The sequence below is a fragment of the Serratia sp. UGAL515B_01 genome, assembly GCF_033095805.1.
Taxonomy (GTDB): domain Bacteria; phylum Pseudomonadota; class Gammaproteobacteria; order Enterobacterales; family Enterobacteriaceae; genus Chania.
The window spans coordinates 2629886-2648417 of the sequence record NZ_CP109901.1; the positions used below are offsets into that span (position 1 = coordinate 2629886).

An 18532-nucleotide genomic window follows, 5' to 3' on the forward strand; every position below is an offset into this window, starting at 1 on the left:
TTAAATAGCAACAGATATATACTTAAGCCCATTCAAATTTTAGCAGGCGGCAACTGAGCGAAAAATCGATCAGGAACAGCGCTTGTACAGCCCGTATCAACAAACATCACTTTAGCTTGAATGACGACAGGTATATCCCAAAATAATTCGAGTTGCATGCAGATGCCAAGTCTGAGAGTCACCCGTTACATAGCTCACTATGTGACGGGTGAGAACGGACGAAGCCAACACCGAGGCAACTTGAAGAATGAAGGGTATAAAAATATTTTAACTCAACCCCTGATAATCTGATTAGCAACAGAGACTGGGTTCCTGTATATTTCCCACTCACAGCATTGTAAATTTAAATCTATAGTTACCTTGTGTTTCTTTTTCTTATACTTTATATATCGACATATAAATAACAAATAACCCATTGAAGTAATGATTCAATATTCTTCCTCAGGCCTATATAAAAACATAAGCTTTTGCAATAACTGGCAGAAACACACGATTTGTACCATTCCAAACTTACAAATGACACAAATCGCTAAATTAATCCTTCACTAAAGATTTACATCTTTAGTAACCATAGTTATCATAACAAATGAAATTAATGAGGCCATAAATTATGGAAAATTCTTTTACACCCATAGAGGACATGCTTAATTTCCGCGCCAAGCGCCAGAAAAACTTCCCTTACCAGGAAATTCTACTGACACGACTTTGTATGCATATGCAGAGCAAATTGCTGGAAAATCGCAATAAAATGCTCAAAGCACAAGGAATCAACGAAACATTGTTTATGGCTCTAATTACATTAGATGCGCAAGAAAACCATAGTATTCAACCCTCTGAGCTAAGCTCAGCATTGGGTTCATCGCGTACTAATGCAACACGTATTGCCGACGAACTTGAGAAGCGCGGCTGGATTGAGCGCCGTGAAAGCGAGAATGACCGTAGATGCCTCCATCTTCATCTGATCGAGCCAGGCAAAGCGTTTCTGGAACAAATGCTGCCACCGCAGCACAAATCTCTGCATTTCCTGTGGTCTACACTGAGCCAAGAGGAACAGCAGCATCTTGAAGTACTGATGCGTAAGCTTTTGGCACGTTTGGAACACATGGAAGTTTCAGAACAGTTATCCCAATAATTTCTGTTCGGGTAATTAATTTATGCAATCCCCGTTAAACTGGAGATTCCCCCCACTGTTCACCGTCGAATTGCTGGTAGGGTGCGCATCAACTGACCCTATAACATCCCAATCCGAGTTGTTGGGTCCACAAAGCTTGCAACTTGGACAATCTAAAGTCAGCTCGCTGTCATTAAGACATCAATGGTGGCTTACGCTTAATGATCCGCAGCTTGATGCCTTGATGACCCAGACACTGCAAAGCTCACCTTCGCTGAAACAGGCTGCCGCCCGCGTGCGGGAAGCGCAGAGTGTTGTCGGTGAGCCCAGTGCTGCCAATGGCTCGAATCTGGATATGAATGCCAGCATCAACCATCAGCGTATTGCGCAAAATACCAATCAGGGTTTTGGTTATCCCCTCAACCCAATATTTGAATCCTCAAACTCATTAGGGGGCAATTTGACCTATGAGTTTGATTGGTGCGGTAAATATCGTAATCAGGTGAATGCAGCAAAAGCTCAGGTTAACGCCGCTCGTGCCGAACAGGCTCAGACGGCTTTAGCACTGACGAATACTGTAGCCTTAACTTATTACCAACTGCAGGCGAATTATGCATTGGAAAAAGTTCTACAACAGGAGGTAGAAAACAATCAACACTTGTCTGAACTACGTCAACGACAATATGAGGCCGGGCTTTATGGGAACGAAGTCCCTCAGCAAACGCAGGCGCAAGCAGACGGTGCCAAACAGCAGCTCATTCAGTTACAACCCCGCGTTGAACAACTTAAGCACCAATTAGCCTCGTTGGCAGGCTTTGGCTTTAATGCGATGCAATCGTTGCACCCAGTAACCCTTCCCGCAGAAGGCATCTTGATTCCCAAAAGTGAACTGACCGCCGATTTGTTGGGTAAATGCCCAGATATGGCCGCTCAGCGACAGTTAGTGGGGTCGTACAATCAGCGGGTGAGTGCAGAGCGCAAAGCATTTTATCCTAGCCTGTCTATATCAGCCTTTGCTGGGCTGGCAACGACCAACGTTGCTGGTACCAGCACTAACTTACTGGAAGCAACCAGTCAGGCATGGGGGTAATCCCCGCTATTTCACTGCCAATTTTCCATGCTGGTGCGTTACGCCGCACGTTGGGGCAGGAATTATTGGACGTGACGAACTGTTGAGCAGTCAAACAAAATTACGACAGCAACAACAGGCGGAACTGAATGCCAACAGCACTCTTATACAGGCAAAAATAGCATTGATACGCATACTAGGAGGCGGCTATCAGGCCCCTACTGCAGCGGATTTAACAGCATAACATTCTCATCATATTACAAGCTGCATGCGTATTGCCTGCAACTCGAACTATTCAAAGTTTATACGTGGAGAACGCCATGAGTACAGGCGCGGAAGCTCAAACCTCGCAGCAACCGACAGGCAGAAAAAAACAGCGTAAGTTCTGGCTATCGCTACTGACGATTATTTTTATTGTTATTGGAATTGCCTATTTAGTGTATTGGTTTCAGGTACTTCGTCATCATCAGGAAACAGATAATGCTTATGTGTCAGGTAATCAAGTACAAATCATGGCACAGGTATCCGGCAGCGTAAACAGTGTGACATTTGACGATACAGACTTCGTCAGGAAAGGCGACGTATTGTTAACGCTCGATCCTACCGATGCACAACAGGCGTTAGAGCGAGCTAAAACCGCACTGGCCAATAGCGTGCGCCAAACGCATCAATTGGTGATAAATGGTAAGCAGTATCAGGCGAATATTGCGTTGCGCAAGTCAGATCTGAGTAAAGCCGAAAACGATCTCAAACGTCGCGTCATACTGGGGAATGCAGATGCGATTGGTCGTGAAGAGTTGCAACACGCCCGAGAGGCGGTAGACAATGCCAAAGCGGCACTGGAAGTCGCGGTACAGCAATACAATGCCAATCAGGCAATGGTGCTCAATACCCCGTTGGCAGAACAGCCTGCCATTCTGCAAGCGGCAGCCCACATGCGTGATGCTTGGTTGGCGTTACAGCGCACTCGAGTAGTCAGTCCAATCACCGGCTTTGTTTCACGTCGCAGTGTGCAAGTAGGAGCACAAATATCGCCGGGAATGCCTCTGATGGCCGTGGTACCTGCTGACCCTATCTGGATAGATGCCAACTTTAAAGAAACGCAGATCGCTAATATGCGGATCGGGCAACCAGCAACGGTTATCACTGACGTTTACGGTAACGATGTGGTGTTCAGAGGTAAAGTAGTCGGTATTGATATGGGAACAGGCAGCGTCTTCTCACTGCTGCCAGCGCAGAACGCAACAGGAAACTGGATAAAAGTGGTTCAACGTTTGCCAGTGCGCATCGAGTTGGAATCACAACAGGTTGCCGAGCATCCTCTACGCATCGGTCTTTCCACACGTGTTACTGTAGACACCACGGATCAGGAAGGTTTGGTACTGGCTAATACAGTGCGTGAAAAACCTCGGTATGAAACCAGTGCACTGGCGCTGGACTTGACACCGGTTAATCAGATGATCGCCGATGTGATCCATGCAAATGCCGGTTAAGCGCTCGGGAGGTTATCTTGGCACAAAAACCGCTTGAAGGTGCCCAGCTCGCCTGGATGACGGTCGCGCTGGCGATGGCGACCTTTATGCAGGTACTGGATTCAACCATTGCCAACGTTGCGATACCGACCATTTCAGGTAACCTTGGTTCCTCCAGCTCACAGGGCACTTGGGTGATCACCTCATTTGGTGTGGCAAATGCCATTTCGATTCCGATCACCGGCTGGTTGGCAAAACGCGTAGGTGAAGTACGCCTGTTTCTATGGTCCACAGCGCTGTTCGCCCTGGCTTCTTGGTTGTGCGGTATTTCCAATAGCTTGGGAATGTTGATCTTCTTCCGGGTGATCCAGGGTGTGGTCGCAGGGCCTTTGATACCCCTATCGCAAAGTTTGCTGCTGAACAACTACCCTCCAGCCAAGCGCGCAATGGCCCTGGCGCTATGGTCGATGACCGTGATTGTGGCGCCTATTTTTGGCCCAATCCTGGGCGGTTATATCAGTGACAACTATCACTGGGGTTGGATCTTTTTCATCAATATTCCAATTGGGCTGTTCGTGATCCTGGTAGCCAGGTCGACGCTTAAAGGCAGGGAAACGCAAACAGAGATCAAACCCATCGATACTGTCGGATTGGTTTTGCTGGTTGTAGGTATTGGCTCACTGCAAATCATGCTTGATCAAGGGAAAGAGTTAGACTGGTTCAACTCTACCGAGATCATCGTCCTTACCGTTGTGGCGGTGGTGGCGCTGGTGTTCCTGGTGGTATGGGAATTGACCGATGACCATCCGGTAGTGGATCTATCTCTGTTCAAATCGCGTAACTTTACCATTGGCTGTCTATGTATAAGCTTGGCCTATATGCTGTATTTCGGGGCAATCGTCCTCTTGCCCCAATTATTGCAAGAGGTTTATGGTTACACCGCCACCTGGGCAGGCCTCGCTTCCGCGCCAGTGGGGTTAATACCGATAGTCTTGTCACCGATTATCGGCCGCTTTGGCAACCGGCTGGATATGCGCCGTTTGGTAACCTTTAGCTTTGTCATGTATGCCGTGTGTTTCTATTGGCGGGCCTATACCTTTGAACCAGGAATGGACTTTGGTGCTTCAGCATGGCCGCAGTTTATTCAGGGCTTTGCTATCGCCTGCTTCTTTATGCCACTGACCACAATCACCTTGTCCGGACTGCCCCCCGAACGTATGGCGGCAGCTTCGAGTCTATCAAACTTTCTGCGAACATTAGCGGGTTCTATCGGTACTTCGATCACAACAACGTTATGGACTCAGCGTGAATCCATGCACCATGCGCATTTGTCAGAGTTTGTTAATCCGTTCAATCCGCAGACGCAAGAGATGTACACCAAGCTGGAAAATCTTGGCATGGACAAGCAACAAGCTTCAGCGTATATCGCTAAGGAAATCACCGCGCAGGGGTTGATTATCTCGGCGAACGAGATTTTCTGGCTCTCTGCGGGAGTGTTCCTGATCCTGTTGGCACTCGTGTGGTTCGCCAAACCGCCTTTTAGCTCTGGCGGCGGCGGGAGCGGTGCCCACTGATCGAACAGTAAACAAAAGGGCTGCTCAATATGTCCAGAGTGAGCGCCTTAATTTAGGATCAGTTGACGATAGCGCAGTTCCGGCGATCCCTCGTCCAGGGTGATTTCTAGCGTGGCGACCGTATCTGAAAGCAGGTTTAGTGCACTCACGCGCCCCCGATAACTCTGCGGGTTGATGTTGCAAATGTTGGAATCGATATCAAGTTTGAAGTTGCAGGCCAGCAGAGATGCAACTTCAAACCACCAGAGTAGCGCTAAGGAATAGCCTGAAGGTGATATTATCTGACCACTGATCCACGACACGGCAGGATAAATATAATTGTACCGCCACCACGTTTTTTTCGGTGAGATATCGCCCGTTTTTGGTTTATCTGAGAATAACGAGCAGCTTAGTTGAAAAATCAACCAATTGAAATGATCGTGTTTTTACCCTGCTAGCCGGAGCCTATAATTATTTTCGCCCGTCAGTTAACCTGATTTTTAATGTGATATTGAACATATCAAAGTCAGGCAATGACACAATTTTGTATGCAGGCTCAGTCACAACGTTTTCCGTTGCGACTTCCACCCAAAACTTGACTGACAAACATTAGGCACAATGTGTCCGTCTGTAGCGTAATAAATCACGCTTGATTCTGACGCCACCAATCGGCCAACAGAATGCCGGTCGCAACGGAAACGTTTAGACTTTCTACTTTGCCAGTACCACCGATGGACACGCTCATGTCGCCCTGTTGCCAGGCACTGTCGCTCAAACCATCGCGCTCTTGCCCCAGCACCAATACCATCTTGGTTGGGAGTTCGGCTTTCGCCAACGGAGTACCTTTGTGACTGGATGTCGTCACAATGGTGTACCCAGCCTTGCGGAACGTATCCAGCACTGACAGGAAATCATCGGCATTAATCGCCTTGATATGTTCAGCGCCACCTTCTGCGGTTCGTACAGCAGCACCAGACTCAAGAACCGCTGGATCCTGCAGCAACACGCCATTCACACCAAAGTGCGCGCAAGAGCGAACAATTGCGCCCAGATTATGGGGATTACCTACCTCCTCCAATGCCAGCACGCAATCTTTGGCTGGTGCATTTTTCAGGTAAGCCTGCGCATCCAGGCCCTGCCGTTTTTTGATCAGGAAACACACGCCTCCATGGTGTTCAGTACCGGACGCTTTCGCCAGTTCCTCTTCATCCACCACATGGTAAGCCTTGCGATTTGCAGCCATCCAGCGCAGCGCTTCACGGAAACGCGGGGTGACCGATTGTACAAACCAGGCGCGCACAATGGCATCCGGTCGGCTGGCGAATAATGCCTGGCAGGCGTTTTCACCGTAAACCCGGGTTTCTTCAGCGCGCTGACGGCGCAACTGTTCCGGATCGATAAAGCTTTTACCACTGATCCCACCATGATCGAACGCGGGTTCTTCTTCGGGACCACGGGATACGGTTTTCCAGGGTGAATCGTAACCACCTCGTTCTTCCGTGCGCGCTGAGCGGCGAGGGCGATCGCTCTCACTGCGGCGGGGATCAGAGCCCCGACGATCGCCACCCCGTGACTTATTCTGGCCAGAGCGTGTATTGTCTGTAGGACGGCCTTTACCGTCCGTACGTTTATTCTTGCTACGATTGTCACCGCTGTCGTCGTCACTACGGACGTACATCACTTTGACTTTACCGTTCTTGCCACTAAATGAATCGTTCATTGTCTTCTCCACCAACGCGCTGGGCGCGAAGAGTACCTGATGTTGGTGCGCTAAGCCACCAACTTGCAATAAAAGCTAGCAACTATCAAATTCATCGAATAAATCACCTAGTCGAGTGCTACGCTTTTACCGATAATAAGCAACATTGATGATATATATTTGCAGCCTGTAACGCTGCGTTAGCCCCTGAGGTCACCATGAATACAGTTTGCTCTGCTTGCCATGCCACCAACCGCGTTCCTGACGAGCGCATCACTGATGGCGCTAAATGTGGCCGCTGCGGCCATGAATTGTTTCACGGAGAAGTCATAAATGCGACTGCCACTACTCTGAACCAACTGCTACAGGATGATTTGCCGGTAGTGATCGATTTTTGGGCTCCATGGTGCGGCCCATGCCGCAACTTCGCCCCAATCTTTGAAGACGTGGCTGAAGAGCGTGCAGGCAAGATGCGGTTTGTCAAAGTCAACACCGAAGCCGAACCAGAACTAGGGGCACGATTCAATATTCGTAGCATCCCGACCATAATGGTGTTTCACGGCGGCAAAATGGTCAATATGCTTAATGGTGCAATGCCGAAAGGCCCATTTGATGACTGGCTCAATCAGAAAGTCTAACGCAAAAACGGTTATGATGCCGCTGCTTATTGGCTGGTAGGCTAGAACCATAAACAGCGACGGCGGTAAAAGCCCGAGGGACTCTCCCGTCGGGCTTTTTTCTGCGCTACAATGGCGCCTTTTCTCAGGATCGTTATGACTGACAATGCCGTACTCCGTCTGCGCCAATTCCGTTTAGATAATGCTACCCGCCCCTATCGGGCTCGTGGCTGTCGCGTAGTGCGCTGTCAGAATTGCTTACTGCCGCAGCAAAATTGCTTATGTGCCACGATCAAACCCCAGCACGCCAACAGCCGTTTCTGCCTGATCATGTTCGGCACTGAACCCTTGAAGCCCAGTAATACAGGCCGTCTGATCGCAGACATTCTGCCAAATACCCAGGCATTTATTTGGTCCCGCACCCACGTTGCCCCCGACCTGCTGGACGTGATCAACGATCCCTCACGTCAGCCTTACGTTGTATTCCCAGCATCCTATGCCGATCCTGAACGCCCTGTATTCAGCAGCCTGCCAACCAATGGGAAAGCCCCACTGTTTATCATGCTCGATGGTACTTGGTCTGAAGCTCGTAAGATGTTCCGTAAGAGCCCCTATCTGGATCAGTTTCCAGTGTTTTCGCTGAATGTATTGGCGGCATCCGGTTATCAACTACGTGAAGCAAGCCGCACCGAGCAGCACTGCACGGCAGAAGTGGCCGCAGCACTACTGCAACAGGCAGGAGACGAGCAGGCAGCTAGAGGGCTTAGTGAACACTTTAGCTATTTCCGCGAGCAGTATCTGATCGGAAAACCTTATCGGCCAGAGGCACCGGTCACAACAAACACACCACAAAGTGCCTAAAATCAGACTATAACTTGCCTCTTTCAGGTTTACGACTTGGAAGAGGAAGGCCCATCAGCAATAGGAGCAGTACATGAGCCAGAGAGGGTTAGAAGCGCTGTTACGCCCCAAATCGATTGCCGTACTCGGTGCTTCGCAACAACCTGGCCGTGCAGGCTATCTGATGATGCGTAATCTGTTAGCCGGGGGATTTACCGGCCCAATTCTGCCGGTGAACCCACGCTATAAGGCGGTGTGCGGCGTGATGGCTTATCCCGATGTTGCCAGCCTGCCGCTGACCCCGGATTTAGCCGTTTTATGCACCAATCAGCAACGCAACCTGTCATTGATTAAGGCTTTGGGAGAACTTGGCTGTAAAACCGCGATCGTGCTTTCCTCTCCCCAAGAGCAATTTGCCGAACTTAAGGCCACCGCACAACGCTACTCGATGCGTCTGCTCGGGCCAAACAGCCTTGGGTTATTAGCCCCGTGGCAAGGCATCAACGCCAGCTTTTCTCCGGTTCCCATTCAGAAAGGTAAGTTGGCGTTTATCTCACAGTCTGCCGCCGTAGCTAATACTATTTTAGACTGGGCGCAACAGAGGGAAGTTGGGTTCTCTTATTTCATCGCGCTGGGCGACAGCCTGGATATCGACGTTGACGACCTGCTCGATTTCTTAGCCCGTGACAGCAAGACCAGTGCGATCCTGTTGTATCTGGAAAACATCAGTGATGCCCGGCGTTTCCTTTCCGCTTCCCGAAGCGCCTCCCGCAACAAACCCATCCTGGTTATTAAAAGTGGCCGGAGTAAGCAAGCGCAGTTGCTGCTTAACAGCCAGCAGGGATTGGACGCCGCCTACGATGCCGCCATTCAGCGGGCCGGTTTACTACGCGTGCAAGATACCCATGAGCTATTCTCTGCCGTGGAAACCTTGAGCCATATGCAGCCACTTCGTGGCGAACGGCTAATGATCATCAGCAATGGTGCTGCTCCTGCTGCAATGGCGCTGGATGAACTGCTTTCCCGCAATGGCAAACTGGCGGTACTGACTGAAGAAACGCAGAAAAAACTTAGCACATTGCTGCCCGAATTTATCCATGTAAGTAATCCTATCGACTTGCGCGATGACGCGACCCCCAAGCGCTATCTGGCAGCTCTTCAGCCCTTGCTCGACAGCCACGACTACGATGCCCTGTTACTGATCCATGCGCCGAGTGCAGCCTCGCCAGGAACGCCAACTGCTGAATGTCTGATCGAAGCCATCCGTCAGCACCCGCGTGGCAAACGTATTACTCTGCTGACAAACTGGTGTGGCGAATATTCTTCGCAGGAAGCTCGCCGTCTGTTTACCGAAGCTGGGATCCCGACTTACCGCACACCAGAAGGCGCGATAACCGCATTTATGCATATGGTGGAATACCGCCGTAACCAGAAACAGCTGAAAGAAACCCCTGCGCTACCGATTGGGCTGACCGCCAATACTGCAGATGCGCACAAGCTGATCGGCGATGCTCTGGCAGAAGGAGCTAGCCAGCTCGATACACATGAGGTTCAGCCTATCCTGCAAGCCTATGGCCTAAGCACCTTGCCCACCTGGATCGCAGGTGACAGCGCCGAAGCGGTACATATTGCCGAACAAATTGGTTATCCGGTCGCATTGAAACTGCGTTCTCCGGATATTTCACACAAATCCGAAGTTCAAGGGGTAATGCTCTATCTACGTACCGCGACTGAAGTTCAGCGCGCCGCAGAGGCCATCCTCGACCGGGTAAAACGCACCTATCCGCAAGCACGTATACATGGCCTGCTGGTACAGAGTATGGCCAACCGCGCTGGAGCCCAGGAACTGCGAATTGCTGTCGAACAAGATGCCATTTTCGGCCCACTGATCATGCTAGGTGAAGGGGGAATCGAATGGCGGCAAGAGAATCAGGTTGCAGTGGCACTACCTCCACTTAATATGGCGTTGGCCCGTTATCTTGTGTTACAGGCGGTTAAAGGCGGAAAGATCCGTGACCAAAGTGCACAACGTCCGCTCGACATTCTCGGTTTGAGCCGCTTGTTGGTCCAAGTTTCCAACCTTATCCTCGACTGCCCGGAGATCTCACGTCTGGATATTCATCCAGTTCTAGCATCCGGTAGCGAGTTCACTCTGCTGGATGTTTCAATGCAAATAGCCACTTTCTGCGGTGATCCACAAGCACGGTTAGCCATTCGCCCATATCCCCATGAGCTTGAAGAAACAATCAAATTGAAAGATGGTTCTCAGTGCTTGTTCCGGCCGATCCTGCCAGAAGATGAACCGGCGCTGAAGCACTTTATTGATCGCGTCACCAAGGAAGATCTCTACTATCGCTACTTTAGTGAGATCAACGAATTTAGCCACGATGATTTGGCTAATATGACTCAAATCGACTACGATCGAGAAATGGCTTTCGTGGCAGTGCGTAATGGTGATGAGATTATTGGTGTAACGCGTGCTCTGTCTGACCCCGACAACACCGACGCTGAATTCGCCGTTCTGGTGCGTTCCGATCTGAAAGGCCTTGGGTTAGGAAGACAACTGCTGGTGAAATTGATCGGTTATGCCCGCACGCATGGCTTGGACAGGTTAACTGGAATTACTATGCCGAATAACCGGGGCATGGTCACATTAGCACAAAAACTAGGTTTTGTTGTAGATGTGCAAATTGATGAAGGAATTGTCAATTTGATCCTGCCACTGCAGCAAGATGACGTAATTCAGTAAGATTAGTCGCAATGCAATGACAATCCTCCACTTAACATCAAAACATACGCACAATCTTTACAACTAGTGGTATTATCACCAGCTTATTCGAAGAATTTTTATTGTAAGTGGCGTTCCAGCCATTCTAATATGAGAGAAGAAGCGCACTGTGATGTTGTCAAATTTTAAACGTAGCAAACATCAACAACACCTTGCACAACTGCCCAAACTCCAACAGACGGGTGCTGATATCCGCACCCTATATGCGCCCTCCGAGTTCTGTACCACACTGCTGGACTCGATTGCTAACGCCACAACACGTATTTATCTGGTTGCACTCTATTTAGAGCATGATGATGCGGGTAGGGATATACTCAACGCACTATACCAAGCAAAGCAGCGTCGCCCAGAGTTAGAGATCTATGTATTGGTTGACTGGCATCGTGCTCAACGCGGGCGCATCGGTGCCGCCACTGCCAATACCAATGCGGACTGGTATTGTGAAATGGCGGCACAGCACCCACATCTTTCCGTGCCAGTTTACGGGGTTCCAGTCAATACGCGTGAAGCCTTGGGCGTTTTGCATTTAAAGGGCTTCGTTATTGACGATACCGTTATCTACAGTGGTGCCAGTATTAATGATGTTTATCTGCACCGGCACGATAAATACCGCTATGACCGCTACCAGTTAATCACGAACGCTGTACTGGCTGTAACCTTGTGCGATTACATCAAACAACATCTTTTAACTGCCGGTGCAGTGCAACGCCTCGATCGTAATGACAGGCCCAAAAGCCCAGAAATCAAAAGCGAAACCCGTATGTTCCGTTTGGGTCTACGCCATGCAGGGTACCAATTCCATGGTAGTGCGGGTAACGATGAGTTGGCGGTAACCCCTCTAGTTGGGCTGGGCAAGCGGAGCATACTGAACAAAACCATTCATCATCTGATGGCTAGCGCAGATCAAAAACTGACGCTATGTACGCCTTATTTCAATCTGCCAGCCTTACTGGTGCGTAATATTATTTATCTGTTGCGCCAAGGGAAGCAGGTAGAAATCATCGTGGGTGATAAGACAGCCAATGATTTTTATATTCCTGAAGATGAGCCATTCAAAATTATCGGTGCATTACCTTATCTTTATGAGATCAACCTGCGTCGCTTTTTAAGCCGTTTGCAGCGTTATGTGGATACAGGTCAATTGATTGTGCGTCTGTGGAAAGATGGCGATAATAGCTATCACCTGAAGGGGATGTGGGTAGACGACGAATGGCAGTTGATCACCGGTAACAACCTTAATCCCCGTGCCTGGCGTCTGGATCTCGAGAACGCTGTTCTGATCCATGACCCTAAGCAGGAGTTGCGAGAGCAGCGCCACAAAGAGCTTGAGACGATCCGCACGCATACTACCGTGGTCGGTAACTATCTCGAACTACAAAGTATTCAGCAATATCCGGTTAAAGTCCGCAAGCTGATCCGCCGCCTACTCCGTATCCGTATTGACCGATTAATTAGCCGTATTTTGTAGCATCGCTATAATACTTCCAGCGTAGCCCGGCACTTGCCGGGCTTTTTCGTACGTAATAACAGGTGTTTTCATTATGCGCTCACTCCATGTACTGCCCCTCGTTCCGGTTCTGTTTTTCTCCAGTGGCTGCGCACATATGGCCAATGACAGTTGGACGGGTAAGGACAAAGCCCAGCACTTTGTTGCTTCTGCAGCGCTTGCTGCAGTTGGCACCGCCTATGGCGATCATCAGAACTGGAACGAGGCTCGTAGCCGCAGCTTTGGCCTGCTGTTTTCGATTGGTCTAGGGGCAGCTAAAGAACTGTATGACAGTCGCGAAGGGGGTACAGGCTGGAGTTGGAAGGATTTTGCCTGGGATGTTGCAGGTGCTGCCACGGGTTACAGTATCTATCATCTCGCTCGCTAAGAGATTTATAAATATGCGCTAGCCAGCAGAATTTATATTTTTCATAAAGCAAAAAGCCCCATGCTTTCGCATGGGGCTTTTGACTTTATTTGATGCCTGGCAGTGTCCTACTCTCGCATGGGGAGACCCCACACTACCATCGGCGCTACGGCGTTTCACTTCTGAGTTCGGCATGGGGTCAGGTGGGACCACCGCGCTATTGCCGCCAGGCAAATTCTGTTTCATCCCAACCGCTCACGCTTCTCTCACGTGCAGCCATCAGAACCAATCCGGAACTTTCGCTGAAACCGACTCTTTTCTCTCAAATCCAAAACACCTTCGGTGTTGTAAGGTTAAGCCTCACGGATCATTAGTACTGGTTAGCTCAATGCATCGCTGCACTTACACACCCAGCCTATCAACGTCTTAGTCTTAAACGTTCCTTCAGGGACCTTAAAGGCCCAGGGAAGACTCATCTCGAGGCAAGTTTCGCGCTTAGATGCTTTCAGCGCTTATCTTTTCCGCACTTAGCTACCGGGCAGTGCCATTGGCATGACAACCCGAACACCAGTGGTGCGTTCACTCCGGTCCTCTCGTACTAGGAGCAACCCCTCTCAATCTTCCAACGCCCACGGCAGATAGGGACCGAACTGTCTCACGACGTTCTAAACCCAGCTCGCGTACCACTTTAAATGGCGAACAGCCATACCCTTGGGACCTACTTCAGCCCCAGGATGTGATGAGCCGACATCGAGGTGCCAAACACCGCCGTCGATATGAACTCTTGGGCGGTATCAGCCTGTTATCCCCGGAGTACCTTTTATCCGTTGAGCGATGGCCCTTCCATTCAGAACCACCGGATCACTAAGACCTACTTTCGTACCTGCTCGAGCCGTCACTCTCGCAGTCAAGCTAGCTTATGCCTTTGCACTAACCTCACGATGTCCGACCGTGATTAGCTAACCTTCGTGCTCCTCCGTTACTCTTTGGGAGGAGACCGCCCCAGTCAAACTACCCACCAGACACTGTCCTCACCCCAGATTATGGGGCAGAGTTAGAACATCAAACATTAAAGGGTGGTATTTCAAGGTTGGCTCCATGCAGACTGGCGTCCACACTTCAAAGCCTCCCACCTATCCTACACATCAAGGCTCAATGTTCAGTGTCAAGCTATAGTAAAGGTTCACGGGGTCTTTCCGTCTTGCCGCGGGTACACTGCATCTTCACAGCGAGTTCAATTTCACTGAGTCTCGGGTGGAGACAGCCTGGCCATCATTACGCCATTCGTGCAGGTCGGAACTTACCCGACAAGGAATTTCGCTACCTTAGGACCGTTATAGTTACGGCCGCCGTTTACTGGGGCTTCGATCAAGAGCTTCGCGTTGCCGCTAACCCCATCAATTAACCTTCCAGCACCGGGCAGGCGTCACACCGTATACGTCCACTTTCGTGTTTGCACAGTGCTGTGTTTTTATTAAACAGTTGCAGCCAGCTGGTATCTGCGACTGGCTTCAGCTCCGAGAGCAAGTCTCTTCACCTACGTGCCAGCGTGCCTTCTCCCGAAGTTACGGCACCATTTTGCCTAGTTCCTTCACCCGAGTTCTCTCAAGCGCCTGAGTATTCTCTACCTGACCACCTGTGTCGGTTTGGGGTACGATTCTGTGTTACCTGATGCTTAGAGGCTTTTCCTGGAAGCTGGGCATCAACTACTTCGCCACCGTAGTGACTCGTCATCACGCCTCAGGGTTGATATGCAACCGGATTTACCAGGTCACACCCCCTACACGCTTAAACCGGGACAACCGTCGCCCGGCTAGCCTAGCCTTCTTCGTCCCCCCTTCGCAGTAACACCGAGTACAGGAATATTAACCTGTTTCCCATCGACTACGCTTTTCAGCCTCGCCTTAGGGGTCGACTCACCCTGCCCCGATTAACGTTGGACAGGAACCCTTGGTCTTCCGGCGAGCGGGCTTTTCACCCGCTTTATCGTTACTTATGTCAGCATTCGCACTTCTGATACCTCCAGCAGACCTCACAGTCCACCTTCAACGGCTTACAGAACGCTCCCCTACCCAACAACGCCTAAGCGTCGCTGCCGCAGCTTCGGTGCATGGTTTAGCCCCGTTACATCTTCCGCGCAGGCCGACTCGACCAGTGAGCTATTACGCTTTCTTTAAATGATGGCTGCTTCTAAGCCAACATCCTGGCTGTCTGTGCCTTCCCACATCGTTTCCCACTTAACCATGACTTTGGGACCTTAGCTGGCGGTCTGGGTTGTTTCCCTCTTCACGACGGACGTTAGCACCCGCCGTGTGTCTCCCGTGATAACATTCTTCGGTATTCGGAGTTTGCATCGGGTTGGTAAGCCGGGATGGCCCCCTAGCCGAAACAGTGCTCTACCCCCGAAGATGAGTTCACGAGGCGCTACCTAAATAGCTTTCGGGGAGAACCAGCTATCTCCCGGTTTGATTGGCCTTTCACCCCCAGCCACAAGTCATCCGCTAATTTTTCAACATTAGTCGGTTCGGTCCTCCAGTTAGTGTTACCCAACCTTCAACCTGCCCATGGCTAGATCACCGGGTTTCGGGTCTATACCTTGCAACTAGACGCCCAGTTAAGACTCGGTTTCCCTACGGCTCCCCTATTCGGTTAACCTTGCTACAAAATATAAGTCGCTGACCCATTATACAAAAGGTACGCAGTCACCCCCATTAAGAAGGCTCCCACTGCTTGTACGTACACGGTTTCAGGTTCTATTTCACTCCCCTCGCCGGGGTTCTTTTCGCCTTTCCCTCACGGTACTGGTTCACTATCGGTCAGTCAGGAGTATTTAGCCTTGGAGGATGGTCCCCCCATATTCAGACAGGATGTCACGTGTCCCGCCCTACTCATCGAACTCACAGAATGTGCATTTTAGTGTACGGGGCTATCACCCTTTACTGCGCGACTTTCCAGACGCTTCCACTAACACACACCCTGATTCAGGTTCTGGGCTGTTCCCCGTTCGCTCGCCGCTACTGGGGGAATCTCGGTTGATTTCTTTTCCTCGGGGTACTTAGATGTTTCAGTTCCCCCGGTTCGCCTCCTGCCACTATGTATTCATGACAGGATAGTGCAACGAATTGCACTGGGTTTCCCCATTCGGGTATTGCCGGTTGTAACGCTTCATATCAGCTTACCGACACTTATCGCAGATTAGCACGCCCTTCATCGCCTCTGACTGCCTAGGCATCCACCGTGTACGCTTAGTCACTTAACCTCACAACCCGAAGATGTTTCCATCGTTCGTGCTGCAAACATTTGAGAGACTCTCTGACAGGTTAGTCCTTATCTCAATACTTCTACGGAGAGATAAGTTTCAGCTGTCAGGTTTCAATTTTCAGCTTGTTCCAGATTGTTAAAGAGCAAAATACTTCGCAGCATACTGTTGCCAGTACACTCTGAAGTATTATCAAGGACGGTATGGTGGAGCTAAGCGGGATCGAACCGCTGACCTCCTGCGTGCAAGGCAGGCGCTCTCCCAGCTGAGCTATAGCCCCATACAGTCACTCGCAGAGACCTTTATGTACCACTCGGAGAGTTACATTCGATTTGAAGTGCGAATGTAATTTCTTTTCACGCAAGGCATGTGGAAGGGAAGTTTACTGGCGTAAACGACCGCGCACATAACGCAGCATGAGAAGAAATTTGGTAGGCCTGAGTGGACTTGAACCACCGACCTCACCCTTATCAGGGGTGCGCTCTAACCACCTGAGCTACAAGCCTATAAAGGTATTTCTGCTCGTTACTTTTCATCAGACAATCTGTGTGGACACTGCACTCAACTAATATCTTTAGGTAAGGAGGTGATCCAACCGCAGGTTCCCCTACGGTTACCTTGTTACGACTTCACCCCAGTCATGAATCACAAAGTGGTAAGCGCCCTCCCGAAGGTTAAGCTACCTACTTCTTTTGCAACCCACTCCCATGGTGTGACGGGCGGTGTGTACAAGGCCCGGGAACGTATTCACCGTAGCATTCTGATCTACGATTACTAGCGATTCCGACTTCATGGAGTCGAGTTGCAGACTCCAATCCGGACTACGACGTACTTTATGAGGTCCGCTTGCTCTCGCGAGGTCGCTTCTCTTTGTATACGCCATTGTAGCACGTGTGTAGCCCTACTCGTAAGGGCCATGATGACTTGACGTCATCCCCACCTTCCTCCGGTTTATCACCGGCAGTCTCCTTTGAGTTCCCGACCGAATCGCTGGCAACAAAGGATAAGGGTTGCGCTCGTTGCGGGACTTAACCCAACATTTCACAACACGAGCTGACGACAGCCATGCAGCACCTGTCTCACGGTTCCCGAAGGCACTAAGCTATCTCTAGCAAATTCCGTGGATGTCAAGAGTAGGTAAGGTTCTTCGCGTTGCATCGAATTAAACCACATGCTCCACCGCTTGTGCGGGCCCCCGTCAATTCATTTGAGTTTTAACCTTGCGGCCGTACTCCCCAGGCGGTCGATTTAACGCGTTAGCTCCGGAAGCCACGCCTCAAGGGCACAACCTCCAAATCGACATCGTTTACAGCGTGGACTACCAGGGTATCTAATCCTGTTTGCTCCCCACGCTTTCGCACCTGAGCGTCAGTCTTTGTCCAGGGGGCCGCCTTCGCCACCGGTATTCCTCCAGATCTCTACGCATTTCACCGCTACACCTGGAATTCTACCCCCCTCTACAAGACTCTAGCTTGCCAGTTTCAAATGCAGTTCCCAAGTTAAGCTCGGGGATTTCACATCTGACTTAACAAACCGCCTGCGTGCGCTTTACGCCCAGTAATTCCGATTAACGCTTGCACCCTCCGTATTACCGCGGCTGCTGGCACGGAGTTAGCCGGTGCTTCTTCTGCGAGTAACGTCAATGAACAGTGCTATTAACACTGAACCCTTCCTCCTCGCTGAAAGTGCTTTACAACCCGAAGGCCTTCTTCACACACGCGGCATGGCTGCATCAGGCTTGCGCCCATTGTGCAATATTCCCCACTGCTGCCTCCCGTAGGAGTCTGGACCGTGTCTCAGTTCCAGTGTGGCTGGTCATCCTCTCAGACCAGCTAGGGATCGTCGCCTAGGTGAGCCATTACCCCACCTACTAGCTAATCCCATCTGGGCACATCCGATGGTGTGAGGCCCGAAGGTCCCCCACTTTGGTCTTGCGACGTTATGCGGTATTAGCCACCGTTTCCAGTAGTTATCCCCCTCCATCGGGCAGTTTCCCAGACATTACTCACCCGTCCGCCGCTCGTCACCCAGGGAGCAAGCTCCCCTGTGCTACCGCTCGACTTGCATGTGTTAGGCCTGCCGCCAGCGTTCAATCTGAGCCATGATCAAACTCTTCAATTAAAAGCTTGATTTGCTTCAACTCGTGAAGCGATGCTCGAAAATTAACTTTCGTAATAATTCATTCGCATGAATTACTGCTTGGTCACTCTTCAAGACTTGATATTTTTTTGCTGCCTAAGCAGCTGGATATCGTCTTGTGAGTGCCCACAC

The 18532-nt window shown here is 50.4% G+C and carries 10 protein-coding genes, 2 tRNA genes, 3 rRNA genes and 1 pseudogene; 9 read left to right on the top strand and 7 right to left on the bottom strand.

All coding sequences use genetic code 11. The annotated features are described in order from the left end of the window. Positions 1 to 610: 610 nt before the first annotated feature. From mprA to emrB, 4 genes and pseudogenes are all read left to right on the top strand, one after another. Positions 611 to 1132, top strand: a complete 522-nt coding sequence (gene mprA, locus OK023_RS11790) for a transcriptional repressor MprA (RefSeq protein WP_317692909.1) — start codon at positions 611 to 613, stop codon at positions 1130 to 1132. 22 nt (positions 1133 to 1154) lie between these two features. Next, positions 1155 to 2424: pseudogene (locus OK023_RS11795) on the top strand (TolC family protein). Between the two features lie 76 nt (positions 2425 to 2500). Then, positions 2501 to 3673 carry a multidrug efflux MFS transporter periplasmic adaptor subunit EmrA gene (emrA, locus tag OK023_RS11800; RefSeq protein WP_317692910.1) on the top strand — a complete coding sequence of 391 codons (1173 nt, stop codon included), beginning with the start codon at positions 2501 to 2503 and terminating at the stop codon, positions 3671 to 3673. 14 nt (positions 3674 to 3687) lie between these two features. After that, positions 3688 to 5226 (top strand): multidrug efflux MFS transporter permease subunit EmrB, encoded by a 1539-nt coding sequence (emrB, locus tag OK023_RS11805; protein ID WP_317697673.1) that lies wholly within the window; start codon positions 3688 to 3690, stop codon positions 5224 to 5226. A 47-nt stretch (positions 5227 to 5273) separates the two neighbouring features. Here emrB and OK023_RS11810 read toward each other — a convergent pair whose 3' ends face one another. Together OK023_RS11810 and OK023_RS11815 are read right to left on the bottom strand one after the other, a co-directional pair. Beyond that, positions 5274 to 5528, bottom strand: coding sequence for a hypothetical protein (locus OK023_RS11810; RefSeq protein ID WP_317692911.1), 255 nt, complete (start codon positions 5526 to 5528; stop codon positions 5274 to 5276). A gap of 320 nt (positions 5529 to 5848) precedes the next feature. Continuing rightward, positions 5849 to 6925: a tRNA/rRNA methyltransferase gene (locus OK023_RS11815; RefSeq protein ID WP_317692912.1), complete on the bottom strand. Its 1077-nt coding sequence runs from the start codon at positions 6923 to 6925 to the stop codon at positions 5849 to 5851. A 197-nt stretch (positions 6926 to 7122) separates the two neighbouring features. On the opposite strand from OK023_RS11815, the gene trxC reads away from it, so the two are divergent. The 5 genes from trxC (at position 7123) to OK023_RS11840 (ending at position 13023) form a co-directional block, all read left to right on the top strand. Beyond that, a complete protein-coding gene (gene trxC / locus OK023_RS11820) occupies positions 7123 to 7542 on the top strand; it encodes a thioredoxin TrxC (RefSeq protein WP_317692913.1) in 420 nt (139 codons plus the stop codon). A 135-nt stretch (positions 7543 to 7677) separates the two neighbouring features. Then, complete coding sequence (locus OK023_RS11825) at positions 7678 to 8382, top strand: tRNA-uridine aminocarboxypropyltransferase (protein ID WP_317692914.1); 705 nt, start codon at positions 7678 to 7680, stop codon at positions 8380 to 8382. Positions 8383 to 8455: 73 nt separating this feature from the next. Then, positions 8456 to 11110, top strand: coding sequence for a bifunctional acetate--CoA ligase family protein/GNAT family N-acetyltransferase (locus OK023_RS11830; protein WP_317692915.1), 2655 nt, complete (start codon positions 8456 to 8458; stop codon positions 11108 to 11110). Between the two features lie 151 nt (positions 11111 to 11261). Further along, positions 11262 to 12617: a CDP-diacylglycerol--serine O-phosphatidyltransferase gene (gene pssA / locus OK023_RS11835; protein WP_317692916.1), complete on the top strand. Its 1356-nt coding sequence runs from the start codon at positions 11262 to 11264 to the stop codon at positions 12615 to 12617. Between the two features lie 73 nt (positions 12618 to 12690). Continuing rightward, positions 12691 to 13023, top strand: coding sequence for a YfiM family lipoprotein (locus OK023_RS11840; protein WP_317692917.1), 333 nt, complete (start codon positions 12691 to 12693; stop codon positions 13021 to 13023). A gap of 94 nt (positions 13024 to 13117) precedes the next feature. On the opposite strand, the gene rrf is transcribed toward OK023_RS11840, so the two are convergent. The 5 genes from rrf to OK023_RS11865 all read right to left on the bottom strand — a co-directional run bounded on the left by rrf (position 13118) and on the right by OK023_RS11865 (position 18382). Continuing rightward, positions 13118 to 13233 (bottom strand): 5S ribosomal RNA (gene rrf / locus OK023_RS11845). Positions 13234 to 13351: 118 nt separating this feature from the next. After that, positions 13352 to 16261: ribosomal RNA gene (locus tag OK023_RS11850) — 23S ribosomal RNA — on the bottom strand. Between the two features lie 204 nt (positions 16262 to 16465). Then, a tRNA-Ala gene (locus tag OK023_RS11855) sits at positions 16466 to 16541 on the bottom strand. A gap of 149 nt (positions 16542 to 16690) precedes the next feature. Next, positions 16691 to 16767, bottom strand: a tRNA-Ile gene (locus tag OK023_RS11860). Positions 16768 to 16840: 73 nt separating this feature from the next. Then, positions 16841 to 18382: ribosomal RNA gene (locus OK023_RS11865) — 16S ribosomal RNA — on the bottom strand. Together the 16S, 23S and 5S rRNA genes with 2 tRNA genes alongside form the textbook arrangement of a ribosomal RNA operon. Positions 18383 to 18532 lie beyond the last annotated feature (150 nt).

What these genes read in the sequence shown, in the direction of transcription:
- mprA (WP_317692909.1), top strand. Translation starts at nt 611, where the DNA reads ATGGAAAATTCTTTTACACCCATAGAGGACATGCTTAATTTCCGCGCC.
- emrA (WP_317692910.1), top strand. Translation starts at nt 2,501, where the DNA reads ATGAGTACAGGCGCGGAAGCTCAAACCTCGCAGCAACCGACAGGCAGA.
- OK023_RS11815 (WP_317692912.1), bottom strand. Translation starts at nt 6,925, where the DNA reads ATGAACGATTCATTTAGTGGCAAGAACGGTAAAGTCAAAGTGATGTAC.
- trxC (WP_317692913.1), top strand. Translation starts at nt 7,123, where the DNA reads ATGAATACAGTTTGCTCTGCTTGCCATGCCACCAACCGCGTTCCTGAC.
- OK023_RS11825 (WP_317692914.1), top strand. Translation starts at nt 7,678, where the DNA reads ATGACTGACAATGCCGTACTCCGTCTGCGCCAATTCCGTTTAGATAAT.
- OK023_RS11830 (WP_317692915.1), top strand. Translation starts at nt 8,456, where the DNA reads ATGAGCCAGAGAGGGTTAGAAGCGCTGTTACGCCCCAAATCGATTGCC.
- pssA (WP_317692916.1), top strand. Translation starts at nt 11,262, where the DNA reads ATGTTGTCAAATTTTAAACGTAGCAAACATCAACAACACCTTGCACAA.
- OK023_RS11840 (WP_317692917.1), top strand. Translation starts at nt 12,691, where the DNA reads ATGCGCTCACTCCATGTACTGCCCCTCGTTCCGGTTCTGTTTTTCTCC.